Below are 25,009 nucleotides of genomic sequence, written 5' to 3'. Positions count from 1 at the left end.
ACCGCCCTCATCGTCAATACGGACTAAGCGCCATCGGCCACCCCCGGGTGAGCGCCGGACTCGTGCGCCGAGGGTCTCCTAGCTCGTTTGGACGATGTGGCGAATCCTGCGTCGCGAATAATCGGGAGGCACACAACAACAAGCCCCGGACAAGGAGATAGCTATGCGCGTGCTGGTCGGCCTCGCCACCACCCTGGTGGTGGCCCTCGCGGGACTCTACGCCTTCTCGCCCCGTATCCCGCCCCCCCTGCGGCCCGCCACCCTGCCCGTCGCGGGGATGCTGCTCACCGATATCACCCGCACCGAGGCGGGGCTGGTCGCGGCGGGGGAGCAGGGTCACCTGTTGCTCTCCACGGATCAGGGCGTCAGTTGGCAGCGGGCCGACCTGGACGTGCAGCGCCACGCCCTGATCACCCGCCTGATCTTTACCGAGGACGAGTCCCTGGGGCTGGCCATCGGCCACGAGGGCTGGATCCTGCGCAGCACCGACGGCGGCCGTCACTGGCGGGAGGTGGCCTTCGACCCCGAGGGCAGCGAGCCCCTGCTGGACCTGGCCCGGCTGCCCTCCGGCGACTGGCTGGCGGTGGGCGCCTTCGGCCAGGTCCGCCGCTCCCGGGACGACGGCCTCAGTTGGCAGGCCGAGCCGGCACCCGACGGCACCGACTGGCACCTCAACGCCATCGCCGGCAGCCAGGGCGGAGGTCACTGGATGATCGTCGGCGAGGCGGGCACGGTGCTGCGCTCCCGGGACGGGGGGCGCCACTGGGAGGCCCTGCCCGAGTTCTACGACGGCTCCCTCTACGGCATCAGCCACCTGGGCGGCGGCGCCTGGGTCGCCTATGGCATGCGCGGCAACCTCTTCGTCACCCGTGACCATGGCCAGCGCTGGCGCCCGGTCGCCCTGGACGCCCCCCTCTCCCTGCATGCTCACCAGCGTCTCGCCGACGGCACCCTGGTGATCGGCGGTCAGGGCGGCGTGCTGATCGCCACCAGCGATCGCGGCGCCACCTTCCAGGTGCTGCGCCAGGCGGGCAACGCCACCCTCACCGGCCTCCAGCTGACGCCCTCCGGGGACGGCTGGTTCACCACCGACGTGGGCCTGCGCCGCCTCGCCCTCGACGCCCCCGACGAGACAGGAGCCTCCTGATGATCACGCTGATACGGACTGCCATTCCCCGCCTGGTGGACTGCCTGGCCCGGCACCTGATTCGTTTCCGGGTGCCCATCGGCCTGCTGCTGCTGGCGCTGACCCTGCTGCTCGCCTGGGCCGCCACCCAGACCCGCTTCGACGCCGGCCTCACCAAGCTGCTGCCCCAGAACCACGAGTTCATGGCGGCCTATCATGACCACGCCGAGCACTTCACCGGCTCCAACCGGGTGATGATCAGCCTGGAGTGGCAGGGCGACGGCGATATCTACAACGCCGAGTTCATGGAGCGGCTGCGCCAGGCCACCGACGAGGTCTACTTCACCCCGGGGATCAACCGCACCACGGTGCGCTCGCTGTTCACCCCGGAGACCCGCTACCTGGAGGTGACCGAGTACGGCTTCATGGGCGGCGAGGTGATCCCCTCGCGCTTCACCGGTAGCCCCGAGCACCTGGCCCAGGTGCGCAGCAACGTGGAGAAGTCCGGCCAGATCGGCAACCTGGTGGCCAACGACCTGGGGGCGGCCATGGTCCAGGCCGAGCTGCTGGAGTTCGACCCCGCCACCGGCGAGCGCACCGACTATGCCGCCGTGGCCGCGCACCTGGAGAACATCCGCCAGCAGCTGGAGGATGAGCGCGTCGAGGTGCATATCCTCGGCTTCGCCAAGGTGCTGGGGGATATCATGGAGGGCCTGGGCACGGTAATGACCTTCTTCGCCGTGGCCTTCGTCATCACCACCCTGCTGCTGTGGGGCTACTCCCGTTCGCTGCGCCTGACCGCCTTCGCCATCTTCGTGGCGCTGCTGCCGGTGACCTGGCTACTGGGCCTGCTGCCGCGGATGGGCTATGGCATCGACCCCATGTCGATGCTGGTGCCCTTCCTGCTGTTCTCCATGGCGGTCTCCCACGCGGTGCAGATGATCAACGCCTGGAAACAGGAGGTGGCCGCCGGCCTGGGGTCCGCCGAGGCCGCCGAGAACGCCTTTCGCAAGCTGGCCATCCCCGGCAGCGTCGCCCTGCTGACCAATGTCTTCGGCTTCCTGGTGATCATGCTGATCGATATTCCCATGCTCCACGAGCTGGGGGTCACCGCCTGCCTGGGCATCGGCCTGATGATCTTCTCCAACCTCTGCTTTATGCCGATCCTGCTCTCCTTCCTGCCCGCCGGCGGCCTGGTCACGCCCGGCGGCGAGGCGGCCCCGGCGCGCCACCGCCTGTGGTGGCCGGTCTCGCGGCTGGCCGAACCCGGCCCGGCCCTGGCCAGCCTGGCGGTGATGCTCGGCCTGCTGGCCCTGGGCATCTACCAGTCGCGGCAGCTGGTGGTGGGGGATATCGGCGAGGGCATTCCCGAGCTGCGCGCCGACTCCCGCTACAACCTGGACAACGCCAGCATCATGCGCGACTACGACATCGGCATGAACGTGCTGTCGATCTATGCCGAGACCCGCGGCGAGGAGGAGGCCTGCCTCGACTGGGAGATCATGAACGCCATCGACCGCTTCGACCTGCAGATGCGCGGCGTGGATGGGGTCGACTCGGTCAGCAGCGTGGCCGGCCTGGCCAGGCTCTATACCGCGGGCAACAACGAGGGCAACCCCCGCTGGCAGACCCTGCAGCGCTCCTCCATGGCCCTGCGCGCCGGCAGCGAGGCGGCCCACCCGGCCAATGGCCTCAATACCGCCGGCTGCGAGACCATCAACCTGATGGTCTATCTGCGCAATCAGCAGAACGACACCCTCAAGCATGTGGTGGCCGAGGCCGAGCGCTTTATCGCCGCCGACGACACCCCGGGGGTCAGCTTCCGCCTGGCCGGCGGCAATGCCGGCGTCACCGCCGCCACCAACGAGGCGGTGGAGCGCTCCGAGACCAAGATGCTGGTGTCGATCTTCACCGCCATCGCCCTGCTCTGCTGGCTGACCTTCCGCTCCTGGCGCGGCGTGCTCTGCGTGCTGGTGCCGCTGACCGTGGTCTCCATCCTGTGCAACGCCCTGATGTCGCTGCTGGGCATCGGCCTCAAGGTCTCCACCCTGCCGGTGATCCCCCTGGGGGTCGGCGTGGGGGTCGACTACGGCGTCTATATCTACGAGCGCCTGCTGGGCATCCTGCGCCAGGAGCGCCTGCCGCTGCGCGAGGCCTACTACCAGGCGCTGAAGCAGCGCGGCACCGCCGCCGTCTTCACCGCCCTGACCATGTCCATCGGCGTGGCCACCTGGGCCATGTCGTCGCTGAAGTTCCAGGCCGACATGGGCGTGCTGCTGGCCTTCATGTTCCTGGTCAACGTGCTCGGCGCCATCTTCGTGCTGCCGGCCCTGGCCTGCTGGCTGGGTGCCGGCCAGGCCCGGCGCCGCGGCGCGACCACGCCCCGCCCCCTCAACCCCGCGACCCAGGAGGGCGCATGAACGCACCGCAGACGACACCGATGCCCCAGGCGGGCAGCCCGCTGACCCTGGGCCCGCTGCGCCTGAAGAATCGCCTGATCAAGGCCGCCACCAACGAAGGCATGTCCCGCGACGGCCTGCCCACCCAGCAGCTGGTGCGCTTCCACGAGGGCATCGCCGCCGGCGGCGCCGCCCTGACCACGGTGGCCTACTGCGCGGTGAGCGCCGAGGGCACCACCCTGCCCGACCAGATCCAGCTCAACGAGGCCGCCCTGCCCCACCTGCGCGTCCTGACCCAGGCGGTCCACCGCCAGGGCGGCGCCGCCTCAGCCCAGATCACCCATGGCGGCTGCTTCACCTTTATCCGCGGCCGGGGCCGCCCGCTCTCGGCCAGCGGCGGCTTCAACAAGATCGGCCTGATGAGCGGCCAGTTTCTCAAGCGCGGCCTCGGCGAGGCGGACATGGAGCGGATCGCCGAGCAGTTCGCCGAGGGCGCCCGCCTGGCCCGCCGCGCCGGCTTCGATGCCGTGGAGATCCATATGGGCCACGGCTACCTGCTCAGCCAGTTCCTCTCGCCCCTCTACAACCGCCGGCGGGACGCCTATGGGGGCAGCCTCGAGAACCGCGCCCGCTTCCCGCGGCGGGTGCTGCGCCGGGTGCTCGACGCCGTGGGTGACGAGATGGCGGTGATCTGCAAGTACAGCATGACCGACGGCTGTCGCGGCGGGAACGGCATCGAGGAGGGCGTCGAGATCGCCCGCCAGCTGGAGCGCGAGGGGGCCCACCTGCTGGTGCTCAGCGCCGGGCTGAATGCCGAGTCGATCACCACCATGTTCGGCTCCTCCTTCCCCGCCGAGAACCGCGCCGTGGTCAGCAACCCCATCATGCGCGCCGGCATGTACCTGCAGGAGCGCTTCCAGCGCGAGATCCCCTTCCGCGAGCTCTACCTGCTGGAAATGGCGCGTCGGGTGCGCCGGGCGGTGGACATGCCGCTGGCCTACCTGGGCGGGGTCAGCAGCGCGGCCAATGTCGAGCGGGCGCTCGGCGAGGGCTTCGAGGGCGTGGCCCTGGGCCGGGTGCTGATCCACGACCCGGGGTTCGTCGCCGCGGTGTGTCGCGGCCAGGCGCTCCACAGCGGCTGCACCCACTGCAATCGTTGCGTGGCGATGATGTACACCGACGGCGGCACCTCCTGCGTGCTGGGGCGCCCCGGCGACCCCGAGCTCAATCGTCGGCCGGCGGCCGGCTGAACCCGGGGCAGCCGCCATGCAGAAGGGGGAGACCATGGTCTCCCCCTTCTGTCGTCACGCTCGGGTCCGCGATCACGCCGGCCGCGGCTCCCGGGGCAGGCCCAGGGCCCGCTCGGCGATGATATTGCGCTGGATCTCGCTGGTGCCGCCATAGATGGTATCGGCGCGACTGAACAGGAACAGCGACTGCAGGCGTCCCAGCTCGTAGGGCGCCGCCTCGAGGATCTCGGCCTCGTCGCCGAGGATATCCATGGCCAGCTTGCCCAGCTCGACATGCCAGCTCGACCAGTCGAGCTTGTAGATCATCGCCTCGGGCTTGAGGCTGCCGTCCTGGGGCCCCGAGAGCATGCGCAGGGCGTTGTAGCGCATGATCTTGAGGCCGCCCCAGGCGCGGGCCAGGCGCTGGCGAATCAGGGGATCGCGATCGCACCCCTTGTCCCGGGCCAGCCCGATCAGGGTCTCCAGCTCGTTGCGGAACTGCATCTGCTGGCCCAGGGTCGAGACGCCGCGCTCGAAGCCGAGCAGCGCCATGGCGATCCGCCAGCCGTCGCCGGGGGCGCCGAGCAGGGCGTCGGCGTCGGTCTCGGCCTCGTCGAAGAACACCTCGTTGAACTCCGAGGTGGCGGTGAGCTGGGGAATGGGGCGCACCGTGATGCCCGGCTGATCCATCGGCACCAGCAGGAAGGAGAGTCCCTCGCGGCCGCGGCTCTGGGGATCGGTGCGGGCGATCACGAAACACCAGTCGGACTCGTGGGCCAGGGAGGTCCAGACCTTCTGGCCCTGGAGGATCCACTTGCCGGTGTCCGGGTCCTGCCAGGCGCGGGTCTTGATATTGGCCAGGTCCGAGCCGGCGCCCGGCTCCGAGTAGCCCTGGCACCAGAAGTCACGCCCGGCGACGATGCCCGGCAAGAAGCGCCGCCGCTGGGCCTCGCTGCCGAAGGCGGCGATGGTGGGCCCGGCCAGGCCCTCGCCGATATGGCCCATGCGCCCCGGCCCCCCGGCCCGGGCATACTCCTCGTGGAAGATCACCTGCTGGCTGATCGACAGGCCGCGGCCGCCATGTTCCGGCGCCCAGCCCACGCAGGTCCAGCCGCCCTCGGCCAGGCGCCGCTCCCAGGCCTTGCGCTCCTCGGGGAAGGCGTGCTCGTCGCCGGGGCCGCCGCGGAACCGCAGGGCGGCGAACTCGTCCTTCAGGTTGGCCTCCAGCCAGGTGGCGATCTCCTGGCGAAAGGCCTCGTCCTCAGGGCTGAAACCGATCTTCATGATGCCTCTCCCATCAGTTGTCGGGCGATCCGCTCGTGGTGCCAGTCGGGTGTGCCGAGGAAGCCCTCGCCGGCCCGGGCCCGCTTGAAATAGAGGTGGGGATCGTACTCCCAGGTGAAGCCCACGCCGCCGTGGAGCTGGAGCGCCTCGGCGGCGCAGTGGAAATAGGTCTCGGAGGCCTGGGCCTTGGCCAGCGAGGCGGCCAGGGGCAGCTCGGCGGCCACCGCCGCGTCGCCCCGGGGATCGAGCGCCTCGCTGGCCACGCAGGCCGCGTAATAGACCGCCGAGCGGGTGCGCTCGATGGACAGCATCATGTCGGCGGCGCGGTGCTTGATGGCCTGGAAGCCACCGATGGGGCGCCCGAACTGCTGACGCTCCAGGCCATAGGCCACGGTCATCTCCAGGCACTGCTGGGCCCCGCCCAGTTGCTCGGCGGCCAGGGCGATGGCGGCGATACGCAGGCCCTGCTCCAGGGCCGGCCAGGCCTCGCCCTCGTCACCGATGCGCGCCTCGGCGCCCAGCGTCACCGCGCTCAGTTCGAGGCGCCCCAGGCGGCGGGTCTGATCCATGCCGGGCAGCGCCGTGCGGGTCACCCCGGCGGCGCCGGGGTCGACGGCGAACAGGCAGACGCCGCGCTCGCCGCGGCTGTCCGGCAGGCGCGCCGCCACCAGCAGCAGGCCCGCCGTGGTCAGGTCGAGGACCTGGCGGCAGGTGCCGCTGAGCCGATAGCCCTCGCCATCCGGCTCGGCGACCACGTCGATCGTCTCGGCGCCCCAGGGCTGGGTGCCGCCGAAGGCCAGGGTGGCGGTGAGCCGCCCCTCGGCGATGGCGGGCAGCCAGCGCTCCCGCCAGGGGCCCTCGCCGGCGCACAGCAGGGCCACGCTGGCCAGGCAGGAGGTGGCCAGGAAGGGCGAGCAGAACAGCCGCCGGCCCATCTGCTCCATAAGGATGGCCAGCTCCACCGCGCCCAGCCCCAGGCCGCCGCAGGCCTCCGGCACATGCACCGCCGGCCAGGCCATCTCCTCGGCCACCTGGCGCCACACCTCGGGGTCGTGACCCGTCTCCCCCGCCATCGCCGCGCGCACCGCCGCCGAATCCGAGAGGTCGGCCAGGAGGCTCTCGGCGGACTCGCGGATCATCAGCTGCTCATCGGTCAGGCTAAAATCCATCTGCGTCTCCCGTGTTATCAGGCATCGCCGCATCATCCCGCGCCCGGCCAGCGGCGGCATCCTTCAATAGGACTAGCAGCCGTCGGCGCGAGCGCGGATCCACGCGGCAGCCAAAAAAACGCCTGCCGAGAGGCAGGCGAAACACAGCAAGCACCAAGGAACCCGATCGAGAACGACTAGCCCTGGTCGAAGAGCCGGCGCAGCGCCGGCTTGACCACCTTGTTGGAGGCATTGACCGGCAGGCGCTCGACCAGGCGCATATGGCGCGGCGCCTTGTAGTTGGCCATCTGTCGGCGCGCCCAGGCGATCAGCGACTCCGCCGAGGGCGGGGGACCCGCGGTGGGCACCACGAAGGCGCAGCCCACCTCCCCCAGGCGCTCGTCCGGCACGCCGATCACCGCGCACTGGGCGATCCGGGGGTGCTCCACCAGCATCGCCTCGATCTCCGCCGGATAGCAGTTGAAGCCGCCGACGATAAACATGTCCTTGAGGCGGTCGGTGATGCGCAGGTTGCCCGCCGCATCGAGGCTGCCCACGTCACCGGTGTGCAGCCAGCCCGCGGCGTCGATGGCCTCCGCGGTGGCCTCGGGGTGATCGAAGTAGCCGCGCATCACATGGAAGCCGCGCAGGCAGATCTCGCCGCTCTCGCCGGCGGCGAGCGCCGCCCCCCGGGAGTCGCGTATCGAGACCTCGGTGCCGGCGATGGCCCGACCGCTGGTGGTGGCGATGGTCTCGGCATCCGCCGCGGGATCGCAGAGGGTGGCCAGGCCACCGCATTCGGTGAGCCCGTAGGCGGTGGTGACCACCGCGAAGCCCAGCTCTTCGCGCATGCGCCGGATCAGGATCGGCGGGATACTCGCCGACCCGGTCACCGCGACCCGCAGGCTGGAGAGGTCCGCCTCGGCCAGCCGCGGCTCGGCGAGCAGCGACAGATAGAGGGTCGGCGGCCCCGGCAGCACGCTGATCCGCTCGCGCTCGATGCGTTCGAGCACCGCGGCGGCATCGAACACCGCCTGGGGCAGGATGGTGGCCCCGGCGAGCAGGCAGGAGAGCCAGCCCGCCTTGTAGCCGAAGGCGTGGAAGAAGGGGTTGATCACCAGGTAGCGATCCCCGGGGCGCAGGCCGATCACCCGAATGTACTCGCCGAAGGCGCGCAGGTTCTGGCCATGCTCGCTCATCACCCCCTTGGGGGCCCCGGTGGTGCCGGAGGTAAACAGCAGGTCGGAGAGGTCCTCGGGCCCCAGGCTCGCGGCCCGGGCCTCTACCGCCGCCGCCTCGACGGCCTCGCCCTCGGCCAGGAAGGCCTCCCAGGCCGTCAGCCCGCTCAGGGGCGCGGCGTCGCGCTCGCCGAGCAGCACCCGCCGCTCCAGCGTCTCCGGTACCAGGCCGTCGAGCAGCGCGGGGTAGTCCTGGCCGAGGAAGTCCCCGGCCAGGAACAGCAGCCGCGCCCCGCTACGGCGCAGGATATCGCTCGCCTCGCGCCCCTTCATGCGCGTATTGAGCGGCACCAGCACGCCGCCGGCCAGGTGGATGCCCAGCGCCGCCAGCACCCAGCGACTGGTATTGGGCGCCCAGAGGGCGACCCGGTCGCCCTTGGCGATGCCCGCCGCCAGCAGGCCGCGGGCCACCGCCGCGGCCCGCTCGGGCAGCTCGGCGTAGTCGATGCGCTCCCCGGCGTCTTCCAGGGCCGCGATGCCGGCATGGCGCGCCGCGGCCTCGTGCAGCAGGGCCGGAATGGTGGTCGGCTGGCTCATCGCGTTCACCCTCTCTCCTCGACGCTGGGCTGTCGGGACGGCCGGACGACGTCGCCGTCCGCGGCCCGCAGCACGGCCTGGCCGGCGCGCCGGCCCGAAAATACGCAGTCGGCCAGCGACAGGCCGCTGATATAGGAATGGGACGGCACCCCGACGGCGGCCCGCCCCGCGGCGAACAGCCCGGCGAGCGGCCGGGACTCGCCGTCGAGCACCGCCCCGGTCTCCTCGTCCACGCGCAGGCCGCCCAGGGTGATGGCGCTCAGCGGGAAGCCCGGGCTGGTCACCGAGATATCGCAGGCGTACCAGGGCGCCCGATCCAGGCGCTGCCGGGACGACGACGACTTGCCCTGGGGATCCTCGGCGTCCTCGTCGATGGCCCGATGATAGGCCTCGAACTGGGCCTTCAGGGTCTCGGCGTCACAGCCGATGCGCCGTGCCAGGGCCTCGAGGCTGCGACTGGGGCGGGCCAGGAACATCAGCAGCAGCGCCGGAATCGCCTGGAAGCCCCAGTAGCCGCCGGTCAGCGCCTGGCGGATCGCCTGGCGCCGCAGGCGGCGATCGAGGATCAGCCAGGCGCGGCCGCCGCTCTCCTCGCAGATGGCGTGGCCCAGGGTGGCACCGTACACCTCCTCGTTGCAGATCCGCTCGCCCTGGGCGTTGACCACGATGCCCTTGGGCCAGCACAGCGGCGGGTTGATGAAGCGCCAGGCGGAGACCCGTTCGAGATGGTCCGTGGCGCCGCCCACGCTCTCGCCGAGGCGGATGCCACTGCCGTCGCAGCCGGGGGTGCCGATGCGGAAGTTGCGCAGGTAGCGGGGCGCATGGCGCTCCAGCATCTGGCGATTGAAGATAAAGCCGCCGGTGGTCAGGATCACGCCGCGGCGCGCGCGGATCAGGTAGCGCTCGGCGTGGCGCCGCTCGAGCTCGCCGAGCCGGCGGCGCAGCCGCTCGCCCAGGCCGGGGGCCAGGTCCTGCCAGCGCTCGATGCGCCGCGCCAGGCGGCGGTGACGCCGCCCCGCGGGGCTCTCCGGGTCCAGGCGCCAGGCCTCGACGCCGATCACCCGGCCACTGCCCTCCTCCACCACCAGGCGGCGGACCGCGGTCTGCAGCAGGGCGCGCACCCCGGCCTCCACGCAGCCCTGGCGCAGGTGGCGATAGAACACCACCCCGCCGTGGCCCTTGTTCACGGTGCGGTGGCCCCGCGGCGCCGGCGGATTGTCGCCGCGGCAGGCCGGCACCAGCTCGTTGCCGGAGTAGTAGAGGTAGTAGCCGTCCGCCGGGTAGGAGGTCTTGCCGCCGGGGGGCATGCTGGCCTCGTAGGGCGTGCCCAGCCGCTCCAGCCAGGCCAGGTTGTCGCGGCTCTGCTGGCAGAAGCGCCACAGGGTGGCCTCGGAGACCACGCCCTGGGTCTCGTGGCGCAGGTAGTCGAACATCGCCTCGGGGGAGTCCGTCTGGCCGGCCGCGCGCTGCTGGTCGGTGCCGCCGCCGGCATAGACCACGCCGCCGCTCTTGGCGCTGGCGCCGCCGCCCTCGAGACGATCCACCACCAGCACGTCGGCGCCGCCCTCGCGGGCCTCCAGGGCCGCACAGGCCCCGGCGCCCCCCCAGCCCACCACCAGGACGTCGCACTGATCGTGCCACGCCTCGGCGGCGGGATCGGCACAGCGGTAGGGGGCCTGAATCTCGGTGGGTCCCTGGGCACTCATGAGTTCACCTCCTGTTGCTGGCGCACCAGGTCCCGGGCCGCCGCATAACCGAAGGTCATGGCCGGCCCCAGGGTGCCGCCGGCACCGGGATAGCAGGGCCCCATCACCGCCGCCGAACAGTTGCCGACGGCATAGAGGCCGGGAATCGCCGCACCGCCCTCGTCCAGCACCTGGGCGCGGGCGTTGGTCCTCAGCCCCCCCTTGGTGCCGGTATCGCCGGGATCCAGGCGCATGGCATAGAAGGGCGGCTTGACCAGCGGCGCCAGGCAGGGGTTGGGGCCGACGGTGCTGTCGCTGTAGTAGCGGTCGAAGACATTGCCGCCGCGGCCGAACTCCTCGTCGCGCCCCGTCTCGGCGAAGCGGTTGAGCCGGGCCACGCTCTCCTGAAGCCCCTGGGGATCCACGCCGATGCGCTGGGCCAGCGCCGCCAGGCTGTCGGCCTTCCAGTAGACGCTGTCGCGCCAGGCCTCGGGCAGGCGATGGTCCGGCGCCACCTGCCCGGGCATCAGCGGCCCCATGGCGTAGCGGTGGCGGAAGTGGGCGTCGAAGATCACCCAGGCGGGGATGCTGCGCCCCTGGGTCCGGGCATTATCGGCATACATCGCCTCCACGAACTCCGGGTAGGGCTCGGACTCGTTGACGAAGCGCCGCCCCTCGCCATTGACCACGATGGCCCCCGGCGAGGAGCGCTCGGCGAAGATGCCCCGCGCCTTCTCCTCGCCGACCACGCTGATGGTCGGCGCCCACCAGGCCTGGTCGAGCCGTTCGGTGGCCGCGCCGACGGCCTGCCCCGCCAGCAGCGCCGCCCCGGTGTTGTTGCCCGGCGGCGTGGCGCTCCAGCTGCAGCGGGTCGGCGCCGGCAGGTACTTCTCGCGCAGCTCGGGACTCTGCTCGAAGCCGCCGGAGGCCAGGATGACCCCGCAACGCGCCTCCAGCAGCGTCTCGCGGCCCGCCCGGGCCACCACCACGCCGCTTACCCGGCCGTCCCGCCGGACCAGCTCGCGCATCTCGGTGTTGAGCCACAGCGGTACCTCGCGATCCATCAGCGAACGCCGCAGCGAGGCCACCAGGGCGCCCCCCAGGCCGGCGCGGCGATCGCGACGCGTCTTCAGGCGCCGCCCCAGGTCGAGCTGATAGCGCAGCATCCGCCGCAACACCATCAGCCACCAGCCGCGCCCGCGCTGCATGGCCTGGTGGGCGTCGCGGGCCGTCCAGGCGATGCGCCCCAGCAGCAGGGTGGCGGGGGACGGCTCGCGCAGCACCGCCTGTTCGTCACCCAGCAGGCTGGTATCGAACAGCTCGGGGTCCAGGGAGCGGCCGCCGGCCATGGCCCCGGGCAGCTCCGGATAGTAGTCGGGGTACTTCTCGGCCAGGGCGTAACGCACTCGGCTGATGCGCTCGAGCTCCTCGATCATGCGCGGCGCCAGGTCCACATAGGCCTCGAGCCGTTCGTCCTCTACCTCGCCCCGGGTGGCGGCACGCAGATAGGTCAACGCCTGGTCGCGGCTGTCGCCGCCACCGCGCCGCTCGAGGTGGGGATTGCAGGGAATCCAGATTCCGCCGCCGGAGAGGGCCGAGGTCCCGCCGTAGCGATCACTCTTTTCCACGACCAGCGTCTTGAGGCCCCCTTCGGCCGCGAACAGGGCCGCGGTCATGGCACCGGCTCCCGAGCCGACCACGATGACATCGAAGGTGTCCACGGGTTGCGCATGCGAGGTCATCTAGCTAACTCCCGTTGTTGTCGTTGTCCGGCCGCTCCCGCCAGCGACCCGACTGCCGGGCCCGAGAAATCGGCCATCTGACCCCGATCATGGGAGCCGCTACCCAGCCGGGCATCGTCAAAGCGGACTAGGGCCGGCCTGCCTCCCCATCGTCCGAATAGAGTATGTCCCGCCCGCGTCGCCCTCACAGAATCGGTCGGGACCTATCCATGCTGCGAGGAGTACCAAGATGGCAACGTCCAAGGATTATCGGCTGGGGGATTTCACCTTCCCGCGGGGCTGGTTCATGATCGCCACCTCGGAAGAGGTGAACAGCCACAAGCCGCTCGCCCTGCGTTTTTTTGGTCGTGATTTCGCGCTTTACCGGGGGCAGGAGACCGGGCGAATCGTGCTCCTGGACGCCCATTGCCCGCATATGAAGACGCATCTCGCCGCCCGCAATGACACCTCCTATGTGGTGCAGGATGGTCACGGCACCAATATCGAGGGCGACAATATTCGCTGCCCTTATCACGCCTGGCGCTTCGGGCCGGACGGTCAGTGCAACGAAATTCCCTATCACGAGGGCCCCATTCCCAAGACCGCCTGCATCAAGTCATGGCCGGTGGTCGAGAGCCTGGGAGCGATCTGGGTCTGGCACGATCCGGAAGGCGGCGAGCCCGAGTGGGAGCACCCCAGCCTGGCGGAGTGGGATCGCCCCGACTGGGTGAAATGGCGTTTCGACGATCTCGGCACCCTGGGGCAGCACCCCCAGGAGGTGATCGACAATATCTGCGACTACAGCCACCTGGGCCCCATCCACGGCTCCACCGTCAAGCGCTACGAGAACGAGTTCCGTGGCCACCTGGCCATCCAGCGTCAGGCCGGGCCCCACCGCACCCTGGTGCGCCCCGATGGCGGCAGCCCCGAGCTGGACACCATCACCACCTATCACGGCCCGGGCGTGTTGATCAGCTACCTCACCGGCTACTTCGACACCGTGCTGATGATCAATCACACCCCCGTCGAGGATGGTTCCATCCGGGTCTGGCATGCCCTGCTGGTCAAGTCCCCCGGCGGCAATGCCGAGGCCAACACCCAGGACGTCATCGCCGCCCGTCAATTCCAGGAAGCCAGCCTCAACTCCTTCAAGCAGGACTTCGAGGTCTGGACGCACAAGGCCCCCTGCATCCATGGCCTCTTCACCCCCAGCGACGGCCCCTTCATGAAGGGACGCACCTGGTACAAGCAGTTCTACAACCCCCGCGAGCAGGCCGAACAATACACCCGGCAATGTGCGGGGACCTATGTCCCCAACGGCGTGGCGCCTTACACCCCCGAGCCCCACGACGCCCCGATTCCCGGCTGATGCCGGCACCCGATGCCAGTCGCACTGAAAAGTGCTCAATAACGACAAGACCCACTCCATAGAGACGACCGGAGGCATCATGAAACAGACCCTTGCCATCACCTCATCCCTGATGGTGGCCCTCTCCACGGCCACCGTTCAGGCCGCGGTCTCCCCCGAGGAGGCCGAACGGCTGGGCAACGACCTGACCTGCGTCGGCGCCGTCGCCGCCGGCAACGAGGCGGGCACCATCCCCCCCTTCTCCGGCCACTGGCTGGGCAAGCCCCCGCATGTGGATTACGAACTGCACAGCGGCCAGCACCCCGTCGACCCCTACCCGGAAGACACGCCGACCTTGGTGATCGACGGGCAGAACTTCCGCGATTATGCCGATAACCTCACCGATGGCCAGATCGCCATGTTCGAGCGTTATCCCGAGACCTTCCGCATGCCGGTCTACCCGGGGCGCCGCGATTTCCGCTACCCCGACGAGGTCTGCGAGGTGGCGCGGCGCAACGCCCTGGAGGCCGAGCTGACCGACGGCGGCCTGGGCTATACCGGCTACAATGGCGCCATCCCCTTCCCGATTCCCTCTTCGGCCATGGAGGTGCTCGCCAACCATAACAACCCCTACCTGGCCTATACCGAGGCCAACTGGGAACGCGATATCGCCAACGTCAATTCCGGCGGCGATATCACCTGGGGCCGCCAGGTCAATATCACCTATAACGCCACCACCCATCCCGATAATGTCGGCCTGCCCCATGGCGATTCCACGGAAGGCGTGATGGCCTACTCCTTCGTCAAGACCCTGCTGCCGGCCCGGGATCGCGGCAACGCCACCGTCGCCATCGAGCCCAACAGCTACGCTCGGGATCGCCTCGCCTGGAGCTACAACCCGGGCACGCGACGGGTGCGTCAGGCCCCGGAATTCGGCTTCGACAGCCCCATGCCGGGCACCTCGGGGATGCTGACCATCGATCAGGATCGCCTGATGAATGGCTCCCCCGAGCGCTACGACTGGGCCCTCCTCGGCCAGCGGGAGATCTATGTCCCCGCCAACGCCTATCGCCTTCATTCCGAAGACGTCAGCTACGACGACCTGCTGCAGACCGGGCACGCCAACCCCGACGAGATGCGCTACGAGCTGCGTCGCGTCTGGGTCATCGAGGGCACCCTCAAGGATGACTATCGCCACAAGTTCGGCAAGCGCACCCTGTATATCGACGAGGACACCTGGCACGGCGTGGTCGGCGACTACTACGACACCCGCGGCACCCTCGTTCAGCACGGCTTTATCAACTACTACTACGCCTTCGACCTCAATGCCTGGCACGCCGGCACCAGCTTCTATCACGACCTGACCACCGGCGGTTACTTGGCCTTCAACCTGTTCCAGGACCTGGAGGAGGGCCCCGAGCTGAACCGGGACGACCTGCCCGTCGACATGTTCACCCCCGCCGCCCTGCGTCGTTCCAGCCACTGAGGAAGCCCCGACATGATGCCATCGAAGACACCACTGATGCCCCGCCTAACGCCGCTGGCGCTCGCCGTGCTGAGCGTCGGGCTGAGCGCCCCGGCCTGGGCCGGCAGCCTCGATCTACCCGGCGATACCACCCTGGACTGGCAGGCCACCACCACCTACTCCCTGTCGGCGCGCACCGCGAGCCGCGACGATCGCCTGCGTGGGCCGGGCCATGAGGGTAACGAGAACTTCGCCAAGGGCGACCTGACCGCCAACCGCCTCAGCCTGCTGCTGGAGGGCCACCTGCGGCATGACAATGTCGGCCTGGTCACCTCGGTCAGTACCTTCTACGACGACGTCTACCACGGCTCCACCGCCAACGAGAGCCAGTTCACCACCTACTCGGCGCCGCCCAGCGACTTCACCTCGGAGGCGGAGCGCTACCATGGCGGCTATTCCCGCTTCCTGGATGCCTACGCCTATACCGACCTGAGGCTGGGGGATAACGCCTTCCTCAACCTGCGCGCCGGTCGCCACGTGGTCTCCTGGGGCGAGGCACTCTTCATGCCCAGCATTTCCATGGCCCAGGGGCCCGCCGATGACACCCGCAGCGGGGTGCCCGGCGTGCAGGTCAAGGACATCCTGCTGCCGGAGGATCAGGTCTCCTTCCAGCTTCAGTTGGGCAACAACTGGTCCTTCCTCGGCCACTGGCAGTATGACTGGCACGAAACCACTGTGTCGGAGCCCGGCAGCTACCTGAGCACCACCAGCTCCATCGGCAAGGGCGCCGAGTGCCTGGGACCGGTCATCGGCGGGGCCTGTACCTTCGCCCCCCGCGGCGCCGATATCGAACCCGACGACAAGCAGGGCCAGTGGGGCCTCGGCGCCCGCTATCGCCTCGGCCTGAGTACCGAGCTGGGCCTCTACTTCCTCAACTACCATGATCGGATTCCGCTGCCCGAGATCGATCCACTGGCCAATGCGGGGCTGGGCGCCTACAACATTCGCTACTTCGATGATATCGAGATGTACGCGGCGACCTTTACCACCTCCCATGGCAACGGCTCCTACGCGGGGGAGATCACCTACCAGCGCGGGGCCCCGACCATGGTCGCCACCTCGCTGATGGGCAATGTCATCCCCTCGCCGACCCGCGCGGATATCCTGCAGAGCACCCTCAACACCCTCTATAACGTGGGACGCACCTCCTTCGCCGACTCGGTGACGTTGATCGGCGAGCTCGCCTATGTGGATATCCTCGACGTGGAGTCGCGGCGCCTGCCCGGCACCGACGGGCTGCCCGAGGCCGCGGCACCCACCACCGATGAGCTCCTCTACACCGGGCACGGCCTCGCCTTCCAGGGCACCGTCACCCTGGATTACCCGGGCTTCACCGAGAACTGGGACCTCTCGGTGCCGATCAGCTACTCGCGCCAGATCAGCGGTCGCACCCTGGTCGGCGGCCTGGGCGGGGAGGGCGATCATCGCCTGAGCATCGGCGCCGACTTCGTCCACCGCTCCGGCGTGGAAGTCGGGGTCAGCTACTTCAACTACATGGGCGGCGTCGAGGTCGATGATCCGGTGGAAGAGCGTCTGCTCGCCGATCGCGACTACGTCTCCCTGGTGGTCAGCAAGGCCTGGTAAGCCGACCAGGCACCCCCTCGCGGCCCCGCCGGTGATACCGGCGGGGCCGCGCGTGATTTCGCGCCAGCCACGCTGGGCCGCCCTCCTCGGTCGCGCTAACGACGATGGCCCGGCGCACTAGCCACGCGGGGCCACTCTCCTCGGTCGCGGTCGCATTGACGGCGATGGTCCGGCGCGCTAGCCACGCTGGGCGGCATAAAGCGCCCGCTGGGCCTCCTCGCCGGCCAGCAACCGCGAGAAGTGGGCCAGCTCCTCCTCGATGGCCTGCTCGAGCGCCTCGCGCCGCCCCTGACCCCGCAGCAGGCGCTTGCCCTGGCGCACCGCCTCGTCGGGCAGCGCCAACAGCCGCGCGACACGCCGCTCCAGCGCCTCGCCCAGCGCCTCGTCCGGCACCACCTCGTTGACCAGGCCCAGGTCGCGGGCGGTGGCGGCATCACAGGGCTCGCCCATCACCAGCAGGGAGAAGGCCCGCGGGTGGCCGAGCCACTCCGGCAGCAGGCGCGTGCTACCGCCCTCCGGCACCAGGCCCAGCCGGGTGAAGGGCAACAGAAAACGCGCCTGCTCGCCGCATACGATCTGATCGCAATGCAACAGCAGGGTGGTGCCGATGCCTACCGCATGGCCCTGCACCGCGGCCACCAGGGGCGTCTCCAGCGTCGCCAGGGTATGCAACAGCCGCCGCGGCCCGGCGAGGGCGTCGCGACTCGGCTCGAGGAAATCGCCCAGATCATTGCCGGCGCAGAAGCTGCGCCCGGCACCGCGAATCACCACCACACGAATCGCCGGATCGCGATCCGCCGCCGCCAGGTGGTCGGCCAGTCGATGGTAGAGCTCGGCGCTCAGGGCATTGAGCGCCTCGGGACGATTCAGCGTCAGGGTCAGGACCCCGTCGGTGGCGTGCGACTGCAGCGTTGCGGTCATAGGGTCTCTCCAGGGGGATCGAAGGAAGGCCCAGCCTCGCCGGCGCCGCGGCGCGCCGCCACGTCCAGGCGGACGAGGGCGAGGGGGCCACGGCTAGTCCGGAAAGACGATGAGGTCGGCCACCGCTGCTGTCGATACTGTCGTGACCGGAAACCGCAGGAGTCCCCCGATGAGCCAGCCTGCCTTCGACACGCGCGCCTTTCGCCAGGCGCTGGGCACCTTTACCACCGGCGTGACCATCATCACCACCCGTGATCGGGATGGCGCCCCCGTGGGCATCACCGCCAACAGCTTCAACTCGGTCTCCATGTCGCCGCCCCTGGTGCTCTGGAGCCTGGCCAAGTCGGCCTACAGCCTGCCGGCCTTCGAGAACGGCGAGCACTGGAACGTGCATGTCCTGACCCTGGAGCAGGAGGCCCTGTCGAATCGCTTCGCCTCCCGCGGCGAGGACAAGTTCGCCGGCCTGCGCCTGGATCAGGGGATCTCCAGCGCCCCGCTGCTGAGCGACTGCGCGGCACGCTTCCAGTGTCGCACCGTCTTCGTCCATGACGGCGGCGATCATCTGATCTTCGTCGGCGAGGTGCTCGACTTCGATCGCAACGATCGTCCGCCCCTGGTCTTCCAGGCCGGGCAGTACGCCCTGAGCACCCTCAAGCCGAGCGAGACGCCGCGGCTGAGCGAGCCCCCCGCGGACGCCCAGAGCAGCTATACCGAGGACCTGCTCGGTTACCTGCTGGGCCGTGCCCACTTCCAGATGCTGCATCAGTTGCGCATCAAGGAGCCCGAGAGCGCCCTCGACCACCGCCTCTTCTATGTGCTCTCGGTGCTGCTGATTCGCGAGGCGCCGTCCCTCGACGAGCTCAACGACTTCCTCGCCTACACCGACCGCCCCCTGGCGGCGGCGGAGCTCGTCGAGCCGTGTCGCCTCGGCTATCTCGAGGTCGACGAGGCCGGCGAGACCCCGCGCTATCGCCTGACCGCCCGGGGCCGCGAGATCGCCCAGGGCCGCATCGCCGCGGCCAAGCGCGTCGAGCAGGAGATCATCGACCAGCTCGGCGAGGCCGACGCCAGGGCCCTCCGGCTGCTGCTCAAGCGCCTGATTCACAATAGCGACCCGGGCTATCCCGACCTCTGGCATCGCCAGGCGCCGCGCGTCTCCCCGGAGGCGCGCTCATGAGCCGGGCCGCCATCATCACCGACCAGACCCTGGAGGCGCTCGCCGAGGAACTGCTGGGCGCGCTGCGCGACGGGCGTACCCTGGCGCCGCTCACCGCGCGCCACCCCGGGCTGACCATCGACGATGCCTACCGCATCTCGCTGAACCTGCTGCGCCACCGCGAGGCCGCCGGCGAGCGGCTGATCGGCAAGAAGATCGGCGTCACCAGCCGCGCCGTGCAGGAGATGCTCGATGTCCACCAGCCCGACTTCGGCTTCCTCACCGATCGCATGCTGTATGCCGACGGTGCCGAGGTCTCCCTGGCTCAGGCCGGGCTGATCCAGCCCCGCGCCGAGGGCGAGATCGCCTTTATGCTGCGCGACGACCTCCAGGGGCCCGGCATCACCCGCGACGAGGTGCTGGAGGCCACCGCCTGGGTGGCGCCCTGCTTCGAGATCGTCGACTCGCGCATCGACGACTGGAAGATCCGTATCCAGGACACCGTGGCCGATAACGCCTCCTGCGGCATCTTCGTGATCGGCGAGACGCGGGTCGCGCCCCGCGACCTGGACCTGGCCGCGGCGCGCATGACGATCCACAAGAATGACGCCTTCTGCACCGAAGGCACCGGTGCCGCGGTGCAGGGACACCCCGCCGAGGCGGTGGCCTGGCTGGCCAATACCCTGGGCGCCTACGGCCTGCCCCTGAAGGCCGGCGAGATCATCCTCTCCGGCGCCCTGGCGCCGCTGCTGCCGGTCACCGCCGGCGATCGCTTCCACCTCACCATCGATGGCCTGGGCAGCAGCCGGATCGCCTTCTGCTGACCCCTGACAGGACGGATACCCCCATGACCAAGATACGTTGTGCCCTGATCGGGTCGGGCAATATCGGCACCGACCTCCTCTACAAGCTGCGCCGCAGTGAGGTGCTCGAGCCGGTCTGGATGGTCGGCATCGATGCCGGCTCCGAGGGCCTGGCGCGGGCCGCCGAGCTGGGCCTCAAGACCACCGCCGATGGGCTCGAGGGGCTGCTGCCCCATGTCGAGGCCGACGAGATCCGCATCGCCTTCGACGCCACCTCGGCCTATGCCCATGCCGAACACTCCCGACGCCTCAACGCCCTGGGCGTGCTGATGGTCGACCTGACCCCGGCGGCCATCGGCCCCTACTGCGTGCCGCCGGTCAACCTCCCGCAGTTGCTGGAGGCGCCGGGCCTCAACGTCAACATGGTCACCTGCGGCGGCCAGGCCACCATCCCCATGGTGCATGCGGTGAGCCGCGTCCAGGAGGTGGCCTACGGCGAGATCGTCGCCACCGTCTCCTCGCGCTCCGTGGGCCCCGGCACCCGCCAGAACATCGACGAGTTCACGCGCACCACCGCCGGCGCCGTGGAGCGTATCGGAGGGGCCCGGGAGGGCAAGGCGATCATCGTCATCAACCCCGCCGAGCCGCCGATCATCATGCGCGACACCATCCACTGCCTGACCGCCGAGGCGCCCGACCAGGACGCCATCACCCGCTCGGTGGAGGCGATGGTCGCCGAGGTGCAGCGCTACGTGCCCGGCTACCAGCTCAAGAACGGCCCGGTGTTCGATGGCCGCAAGGTCTCGATCTTCCTGGAAGTGGAGGGACTCGGCGACTACCTGCCCCGCTACGCCGGCAACCTCGACATCATGACCGCCTCGGCGACCCGCACCGCCGAGCTGTTCGCCCGCGAGATGCTCGCCGGCACCCTGACCCCGCAACCCGCCGACGCCTGAGGAAACGCCCATGAACCTGCAAGGCCAGCACGTCACCCTGCATGACATGTCCCTGCGCGACGGCATGCATGCCAAACAGCACCAGATCAGCCTGGAACAGATGGTCGAGATCGCCACCGGCCTCGACCGGGCCGGGGTGCCGCTGATCGAGGTCACCCACGGCGATGGCCTGGGTGGCGCCTCCCTCAACTACGGCTTCCCCGCCCATAGCGACGAGGCCTACCTCAAGGCGGTGGTGCCACGCATGACCCAGGCCCGGGTCTCGGCGCTGCTGCTGCCCGGCATCGGCACCCTGGATCACCTGCGCATGGCCCGCGACTGCGGCGTCACCACCCTGCGGGTGGCCACCCACTGCACCGAGGCGGATGTCTCGGAGCAGCATATCGGCATGGCCCGCAAGCTGGGCCTGGATACCGTGGGCTTCTTGATGATGGCGCACATGATCTCGCCGCAGCAGTTGCTCGAGCAGGCCAGGCTGATGGAAGCCTACGGCGCCAACTGCATCTACTGCACCGACTCCGCCGGCTACATGCTGCCCGATGACGTCAGCGAGCGAATCGGCCTGCTGCGCGCCGAGCTCGACCCGGCCACCGAGATCGGCTTCCACGGCCATCACAACCTGGGCATGGGCATCGCCAACTCCCTGGCCGCCATCGAGGCCGGCGCCGCGCGCATCGACGGCTCCGCCGCGGGCCTCGGCGCCGGCGCCGGCAATACCCCGCTGGAGGTCTTCGTGGCGGTGCTGGAGCGCCTGGGCGTGTCACACGGCGTGGACCTGTTCGCGCTGATGGATGTCGCCGAGGACAGCGTGATCCCGCTGATGGATCAGCCGATCCGCGTCGACCGCGACGCCCTGACCCTGGGCTACGCCGGCGTCTACTCCTCCTTCCTGCTGTTCGCCCAGCGCGCCGAGAAGAAGTATGGCGTTCCCGCCCGGGACATCCTGGTGGAGCTGGGGCGGCGCGGCACCGTGGGCGGCCAGGAGGACATGATCGAGGACACCGCCCTGTCCATGGCCCGGGCACGCCAGGCCGGCTAGGCGCCCCCGGGCCCTGCAACGACAGTCACTTACCCAGGAGAGCATCATGCCCACCACGGTTGTCACCGGAAGCGCCTCCGGGATCGGTCGCGCCATCGTCCAGGCCCTGGCGGCCGAGGGGCATCGCGTGATCGGCATCGATCGTCGGGATGCCGAGATCACCGCCGACCTGGCCACCCCCGACGGCCGTCGGCGGGCCATCGAGGCCGTGACCGAACGCAGTGACGGGCGCCTGGATGGCCTGATCTGCTGCGCCGGCGTGGGCGTCACCGCCCCGGACAACGGCCTGATCGTCGCAGTCAACGTCTTCGCCGCCACCACCCTGCTCGACGCGCTGCGGCCGCTGTTGGCCGCCGGCCAGGCCCCGGCGGCCACCGTCATCGGCTCGGTGGCCGCCAATCAGTTGCTCGGCCAGTCGCTGCCGCTGCTCGATACCCTGCTCGACGGCGACGAAGGCACCGCCCGGGAGCAGGCCGCCGCCCTGGAGCCGGCGCTGGTCTATGCCGCCTCCAAGTGCGCCGTCACCCGGCAGGTGCGCCGGCGGGCCGTCGCCTGGGGCGAGGCGGGGATTCGCCTCAACGTGGTGGCGCCAGGGGCCGTCGAGACGCCGCTGCATCGGGCGGCTCAGGCGGATCCCCGCTACGGCCAGGCCGTGCGTGACTTCGTGGCGCCCCTGGGACGCGCCGGCACCCCCGCGGAGATCGCCGCCCTGGTGGCCTTCCTGCACTCCGGGGGGGCCGGCTTTCTCCATGGCGCCGTGCTGCATGCCGACGGCGGCATGGATGCCCAGCAGCGTCCCGACGGCTTCTAGGGATGGCAACGAGGTCACCCATGTCCGATCAGCGAGCCCGGATCACCCGCACCCGCCTGCTGGACGCCGCCGAGGCGGTATTCCAGGCCGAGGGCCTCGCCCATGCGTCGCTGGAACGCGTGGCGCGGCGGGCGGGCATGACCCGCGGCGCCATCTACTGCCACTTCCGTGACAAGGCCGACCTGTTTCGAGCCCTGCTGGAGCGCGTCGATCCCCCCCTCCAGGCGCTGATCCGTGAGGCGCATTCGGCGGCGCTCACCGCGACACCGCTGGCGTCCCTGGCCACGGCCTGCCGGCGGGGCCTCGCCGGCCTGGAGGCGCCGCACCAGCGTCGCGTGCACCGCATCCTGCTGCTGCGCTGCGAGGCCTTCGACGGGATCGACCCGCCGGCCCTGATGGCACGGCGCGCCGAGCGACTCTTCGATGCCCTGCACGGCGTCTTCCGGGCGGCCCAGGCGCGGGGGCAACTCCCCGCCGACACCGCCCCCGACACCCTGGCCCGGCTACTGCAGACCCTGCTGCTGGGGCTCTACCACCGCTGGCTGGGTGACGCCACCCCGGCCTCCCTGAGCGAAGAAGGCATGACCATGGTGGAAACCTTTCTCTTCCTGCTGGGCACCCCCGGCGCGGCGACGCATCCCGCGCCCCGGCCCGAGGCGCTCTCCCGTCGCGCCCACTCCGACACCCCTGATATTCGGCGAGGTATCACCCCATGAAGGTAATCGTCGCGGTCAAACGCGTCCTCGACTACAACGTCAAGATCCGCGTCAAGGCGGATCACTCCGACGTCGACCTGAGCAACGTCAAGATGGCCATGAACCCCTTCTGCGAGATCGCCGTGGAAGAGGCGGTGCGCCTGAAGGAGAAAGGCGTGGCCAGCGAGATCGTGGCCGTGAGCGTGGGTCCCAAGGCCGCTCAGGAGCAGCTGCGCACCGCCCTGGCGCTGGGCGCCGACCGCGCCATTCATATCGATACGTCAGCCGAAACCGAGGCCCCCGTCGAGTCGCTGGCCGCCGCCAAGGTGCTGGCCAGGGTGGTCGAGCAGGAGCGGCCGGGCCTCACGATCCTCGGCAAGCAGGCCATCGACAGCGACAACAACCAGGTCGGTCAGATGCTGGCGGCCCTGGCCGGCCTGCCCCAGGGCACCTTTGCCTCTGAGGTCAAGATCAGCGGCGACGAGGGTGAGGGAAAAGTGCAGGTGACCCGCGAGATCGATGGCGGCCTGCAGACCGTCGAGTTGTCGCTTCCGGCCATCGTCACCACCGACCTGCGCCTGAACGAGCCGCGCTACGCCAAGCTGCCGGACATCATGAAGGCCAAGAAGAAGCCCCTGGATATCAAGACGCCGGCGGACCTCGGCGTCGATATCGCCGGCCGCGTCAAGCTGCTTAAGGTCGAGCCGCCGGCGGAGCGCCAGGCCGGCATCAAGGTGGGCTCGGTGGACGAGCTCCTCGACCAACTCAAGAACCACGCCAACGTGCTTTGAAAGGAGCGGATCCCATGAGCATCCTGGTACTCGCCGACTATGATGACGGCACCTTGACCCCGGCCATGGCGCACGTCGTCGCCGCGGCCAAGCAGATTTCACAGGCCGGTGGCGGCGAGATTCATCTGCTGGTGGCAGGCCAAGGCGTCGCCGGCGTGGCCGAGGCCGCCGCCCGCCTCGAGGGCGTCAGCAAGGTGCGCGTCGCCGATCACGCCGTCTACGCCCACCAACTGGCCGAGCCCCTGGGCGACCTGCTGGTGGCACTCGCCGACGACTACGGCCATGTGCTGTCTTGCTCCTCCACCACCGGCAAGAACGTCCTGCCGCGGCTGGCGGCGCTGAAGGACGTCGGTCAGCTCTCCGAGATCATCGGCGTGGAGAGTGCCGATACCTTCCGGCGCCCCATCTACGCCGGCAACGCCATCGCCACCGTGCAGAGCGAGGATGCGCTGAAGGTGATCACCGTGCGGGCCACCGCCTTCGATGCCGTGGCCGTCTCTTCACAAGGTCAGGGCGGCGCCGCCATCGAGGCCGTGGAGACCGTGGTCGACAACGCTCGTTCCACCTTTATCAAGGAGGCCCTGGCCGAGTCCGATCGCCCCGAGCTGGGCAGTGCCCGGGTGGTGATCTCCGGCGGCCGCGGCATGGGTAACGGCGAGAACTTCAAGCTGCTCGACGGCATCGCCGACAAGCTGGGCGCGGCCATCGGCGCGTCCCGTGCCGCCGTCGACGCCGGCTTCGTGCCCAACGATATGCAGGTCGGCCAGACCGGCAAGATCGTCGCCCCGGACCTCTACATCGCCGTGGGCATCTCGGGGGCCATCCAGCACCTGGCCGGCATGAAGGACTCCAAGGTGATCGTCGCCATCAACAAGGACGAGGAGGCGCCGATCTTCCAGGTGGCGGACTATGGATTAGTCGCCGACCTGTTCCAGGCACTGCCGGAACTCGAGAGCAAGCTGTAAGGGCGGGCTTGATTCAGTAGTGGTTTCTCCGATTGTCGGCGGCGGTGG

At 69.9% G+C, this 25,009-nt stretch carries 20 protein-coding genes; 14 read left to right on the top strand and 6 right to left on the bottom strand.

Features of this window, described 5'->3' with window-relative positions; translation table 11 throughout:
* Positions 1–163 precede the first annotated feature (163 nt).
* From ACQ1W9_RS01130 to ACQ1W9_RS01120, 3 genes are read left to right on the top strand one after another with little or no spacing between them, the layout of a single operon-like run.
* Positions 164–1,147, top strand: coding sequence for a WD40/YVTN/BNR-like repeat-containing protein (locus ACQ1W9_RS01130; protein WP_431024935.1), 984 nt, complete (start codon positions 164–166; stop codon positions 1,145–1,147).
* Positions 1,147–3,546, top strand: a complete 2,400-nt coding sequence (locus tag ACQ1W9_RS01125) for an efflux RND transporter permease subunit (protein ID WP_431024934.1) — start codon at positions 1,147–1,149, stop codon at positions 3,544–3,546. The genes ACQ1W9_RS01130 and ACQ1W9_RS01125 overlap by 1 nt, the downstream gene beginning before the upstream one ends.
* Positions 3,543–4,775: an NADH:flavin oxidoreductase gene (locus ACQ1W9_RS01120; RefSeq protein WP_431024933.1), complete on the top strand. Its 1,233-nt coding sequence runs from the start codon at positions 3,543–3,545 to the stop codon at positions 4,773–4,775. Before ACQ1W9_RS01125 ends, ACQ1W9_RS01120 begins: the two co-directional genes overlap by 4 nt.
* A 72-nt stretch (positions 4,776–4,847) precedes the next feature.
* On the opposite strand, the gene ACQ1W9_RS01115 is transcribed toward ACQ1W9_RS01120, so the two are convergent.
* From ACQ1W9_RS01115 to ACQ1W9_RS01095, 5 genes are all read right to left on the bottom strand, one after another.
* Positions 4,848–6,038: an acyl-CoA dehydrogenase family protein gene (locus tag ACQ1W9_RS01115; RefSeq protein WP_431024932.1), complete on the bottom strand. Its 1,191-nt coding sequence runs from the start codon at positions 6,036–6,038 to the stop codon at positions 4,848–4,850.
* Positions 6,035–7,207 carry an acyl-CoA dehydrogenase family protein gene (locus ACQ1W9_RS01110; protein WP_431024931.1) on the bottom strand — a complete coding sequence of 391 codons (1,173 nt, stop codon included), beginning with the start codon at positions 7,205–7,207 and terminating at the stop codon, positions 6,035–6,037. The genes ACQ1W9_RS01115 and ACQ1W9_RS01110 overlap by 4 nt, the downstream gene beginning before the upstream one ends.
* 176 nt (positions 7,208–7,383) lie before the next feature.
* Positions 7,384–8,961, bottom strand: coding sequence for a FadD3 family acyl-CoA ligase (locus ACQ1W9_RS01105; RefSeq protein ID WP_431024930.1), 1,578 nt, complete (start codon positions 8,959–8,961; stop codon positions 7,384–7,386).
* 5 nt (positions 8,962–8,966) lie between these two features.
* Positions 8,967–10,667 (bottom strand): FAD-binding protein, encoded by a 1,701-nt coding sequence (locus tag ACQ1W9_RS01100; protein ID WP_431024929.1) that lies wholly within the window; start codon positions 10,665–10,667, stop codon positions 8,967–8,969.
* Positions 10,664–12,388, bottom strand: coding sequence for an FAD-dependent oxidoreductase (locus tag ACQ1W9_RS01095; RefSeq protein WP_431024928.1), 1,725 nt, complete (start codon positions 12,386–12,388; stop codon positions 10,664–10,666). Before ACQ1W9_RS01095 ends, ACQ1W9_RS01100 begins: the two co-directional genes overlap by 4 nt.
* Positions 12,389–12,617: 229 nt before the next feature.
* Here ACQ1W9_RS01095 and ACQ1W9_RS01090 point away from each other — a divergent pair, with 229 nt between their 5' ends.
* From ACQ1W9_RS01090 to ACQ1W9_RS01080, 3 genes are all read left to right on the top strand, one after another.
* Complete coding sequence (locus ACQ1W9_RS01090; protein WP_431024927.1) at positions 12,618–13,736, top strand: Rieske 2Fe-2S domain-containing protein; 1,119 nt, start codon at positions 12,618–12,620, stop codon at positions 13,734–13,736.
* Between the two features lie 79 nt (positions 13,737–13,815).
* Positions 13,816–15,201 carry a DUF1329 domain-containing protein gene (locus tag ACQ1W9_RS01085; RefSeq protein ID WP_431024926.1) on the top strand — a complete coding sequence of 462 codons (1,386 nt, stop codon included), beginning with the start codon at positions 13,816–13,818 and terminating at the stop codon, positions 15,199–15,201.
* Between the two features lie 12 nt (positions 15,202–15,213).
* The gene (locus ACQ1W9_RS01080) at positions 15,214–16,824 is read left to right on the top strand and encodes a DUF1302 domain-containing protein (RefSeq protein WP_431024925.1); all 1,611 of its coding nucleotides are present in this window, start codon (positions 15,214–15,216) and stop codon (positions 16,822–16,824) included.
* 177 nt (positions 16,825–17,001) lie between these two features.
* Here the strand turns inward: ACQ1W9_RS01080 and ACQ1W9_RS01075 are convergent, their stop codons facing one another.
* Positions 17,002–17,745 (bottom strand): enoyl-CoA hydratase-related protein, encoded by a 744-nt coding sequence (locus ACQ1W9_RS01075; protein WP_431024924.1) that lies wholly within the window; start codon positions 17,743–17,745, stop codon positions 17,002–17,004.
* Between the two features lie 169 nt (positions 17,746–17,914).
* Here ACQ1W9_RS01075 and ACQ1W9_RS01070 point away from each other — a divergent pair, with 169 nt between their 5' ends.
* The 8 genes from ACQ1W9_RS01070 to ACQ1W9_RS01035 are packed head-to-tail and all read left to right on the top strand — an operon-like array spanning position 17,915 to position 24,961.
* A complete protein-coding gene (locus ACQ1W9_RS01070) occupies positions 17,915–18,922 on the top strand; it encodes a flavin reductase family protein (protein WP_431024923.1) in 1,008 nt (335 codons plus the stop codon).
* Positions 18,919–19,725, top strand: a complete 807-nt coding sequence (locus tag ACQ1W9_RS01065) for a fumarylacetoacetate hydrolase family protein (protein WP_431024922.1) — start codon at positions 18,919–18,921, stop codon at positions 19,723–19,725. Before ACQ1W9_RS01070 ends, ACQ1W9_RS01065 begins: the two co-directional genes overlap by 4 nt.
* Positions 19,726–19,748: 23 nt before the next feature.
* Positions 19,749–20,660 (top strand): acetaldehyde dehydrogenase (acetylating), encoded by a 912-nt coding sequence (locus ACQ1W9_RS01060; protein ID WP_431024921.1) that lies wholly within the window; start codon positions 19,749–19,751, stop codon positions 20,658–20,660.
* A 10-nt stretch (positions 20,661–20,670) separates the two neighbouring features.
* A complete protein-coding gene (dmpG, locus tag ACQ1W9_RS01055; RefSeq protein WP_431024920.1) occupies positions 20,671–21,699 on the top strand; it encodes a 4-hydroxy-2-oxovalerate aldolase in 1,029 nt (342 codons plus the stop codon).
* A 46-nt stretch (positions 21,700–21,745) separates the two neighbouring features.
* A complete protein-coding gene (locus ACQ1W9_RS01050) occupies positions 21,746–22,510 on the top strand; it encodes an SDR family oxidoreductase (RefSeq protein ID WP_431024919.1) in 765 nt (254 codons plus the stop codon).
* A 20-nt stretch (positions 22,511–22,530) separates the two neighbouring features.
* Complete coding sequence (locus ACQ1W9_RS01045; protein ID WP_431024918.1) at positions 22,531–23,226, top strand: TetR family transcriptional regulator; 696 nt, start codon at positions 22,531–22,533, stop codon at positions 23,224–23,226.
* Complete coding sequence (locus ACQ1W9_RS01040) at positions 23,223–23,996, top strand: electron transfer flavoprotein subunit beta/FixA family protein (protein ID WP_431024917.1); 774 nt, start codon at positions 23,223–23,225, stop codon at positions 23,994–23,996. The genes ACQ1W9_RS01045 and ACQ1W9_RS01040 overlap by 4 nt, the downstream gene beginning before the upstream one ends.
* 14 nt (positions 23,997–24,010) lie before the next feature.
* A complete protein-coding gene (locus ACQ1W9_RS01035) occupies positions 24,011–24,961 on the top strand; it encodes an electron transfer flavoprotein subunit alpha/FixB family protein (RefSeq protein ID WP_431024916.1) in 951 nt (316 codons plus the stop codon).
* Positions 24,962–25,009: the final 48 nt, after the last annotated feature.

Source organism: Halomonas sp. H5 (assembly GCF_050613175.1).
In the GTDB taxonomy this organism is placed as follows: domain Bacteria; phylum Pseudomonadota; class Gammaproteobacteria; order Pseudomonadales; family Halomonadaceae; genus Bisbaumannia; species Bisbaumannia salifodinae.
Note: the sequence above shows the minus strand (reverse complement) of the source record. Positions and strands in the feature narration are given on the sequence as shown.

Excerpts from the sequence above, each read along its gene's own strand:
- ACQ1W9_RS01130 (WP_431024935.1), top strand. The coding sequence starts at position 164 with ATGCGCGTGCTGGTCGGCCTCGCCACCACCCTGGTGGTGGCCCTCGCG.
- ACQ1W9_RS01125 (WP_431024934.1), top strand. The coding sequence starts at position 1,147 with ATGATCACGCTGATACGGACTGCCATTCCCCGCCTGGTGGACTGCCTG.
- ACQ1W9_RS01120 (WP_431024933.1), top strand. The coding sequence starts at position 3,543 with ATGAACGCACCGCAGACGACACCGATGCCCCAGGCGGGCAGCCCGCTG.
- ACQ1W9_RS01115 (WP_431024932.1), bottom strand. The coding sequence starts at position 6,038 with ATGAAGATCGGTTTCAGCCCTGAGGACGAGGCCTTTCGCCAGGAGATC.
- ACQ1W9_RS01110 (WP_431024931.1), bottom strand. The coding sequence starts at position 7,207 with ATGGATTTTAGCCTGACCGATGAGCAGCTGATGATCCGCGAGTCCGCC.
- ACQ1W9_RS01105 (WP_431024930.1), bottom strand. The coding sequence starts at position 8,961 with ATGAGCCAGCCGACCACCATTCCGGCCCTGCTGCACGAGGCCGCGGCG.
- ACQ1W9_RS01100 (WP_431024929.1), bottom strand. The coding sequence starts at position 10,667 with ATGAGTGCCCAGGGACCCACCGAGATTCAGGCCCCCTACCGCTGTGCC.
- ACQ1W9_RS01095 (WP_431024928.1), bottom strand. The coding sequence starts at position 12,388 with ATGACCTCGCATGCGCAACCCGTGGACACCTTCGATGTCATCGTGGTC.
- ACQ1W9_RS01090 (WP_431024927.1), top strand. The coding sequence starts at position 12,618 with ATGGCAACGTCCAAGGATTATCGGCTGGGGGATTTCACCTTCCCGCGG.
- ACQ1W9_RS01085 (WP_431024926.1), top strand. The coding sequence starts at position 13,816 with ATGAAACAGACCCTTGCCATCACCTCATCCCTGATGGTGGCCCTCTCC.
- ACQ1W9_RS01080 (WP_431024925.1), top strand. The coding sequence starts at position 15,214 with ATGATGCCATCGAAGACACCACTGATGCCCCGCCTAACGCCGCTGGCG.
- ACQ1W9_RS01075 (WP_431024924.1), bottom strand. The coding sequence starts at position 17,745 with ATGACCGCAACGCTGCAGTCGCACGCCACCGACGGGGTCCTGACCCTG.
- ACQ1W9_RS01070 (WP_431024923.1), top strand. The coding sequence starts at position 17,915 with ATGAGCCAGCCTGCCTTCGACACGCGCGCCTTTCGCCAGGCGCTGGGC.
- ACQ1W9_RS01065 (WP_431024922.1), top strand. The coding sequence starts at position 18,919 with ATGAGCCGGGCCGCCATCATCACCGACCAGACCCTGGAGGCGCTCGCC.
- ACQ1W9_RS01060 (WP_431024921.1), top strand. The coding sequence starts at position 19,749 with ATGACCAAGATACGTTGTGCCCTGATCGGGTCGGGCAATATCGGCACC.
- dmpG (WP_431024920.1), top strand. The coding sequence starts at position 20,671 with ATGAACCTGCAAGGCCAGCACGTCACCCTGCATGACATGTCCCTGCGC.
- ACQ1W9_RS01050 (WP_431024919.1), top strand. The coding sequence starts at position 21,746 with ATGCCCACCACGGTTGTCACCGGAAGCGCCTCCGGGATCGGTCGCGCC.
- ACQ1W9_RS01045 (WP_431024918.1), top strand. The coding sequence starts at position 22,531 with ATGTCCGATCAGCGAGCCCGGATCACCCGCACCCGCCTGCTGGACGCC.
- ACQ1W9_RS01040 (WP_431024917.1), top strand. The coding sequence starts at position 23,223 with ATGAAGGTAATCGTCGCGGTCAAACGCGTCCTCGACTACAACGTCAAG.
- ACQ1W9_RS01035 (WP_431024916.1), top strand. The coding sequence starts at position 24,011 with ATGAGCATCCTGGTACTCGCCGACTATGATGACGGCACCTTGACCCCG.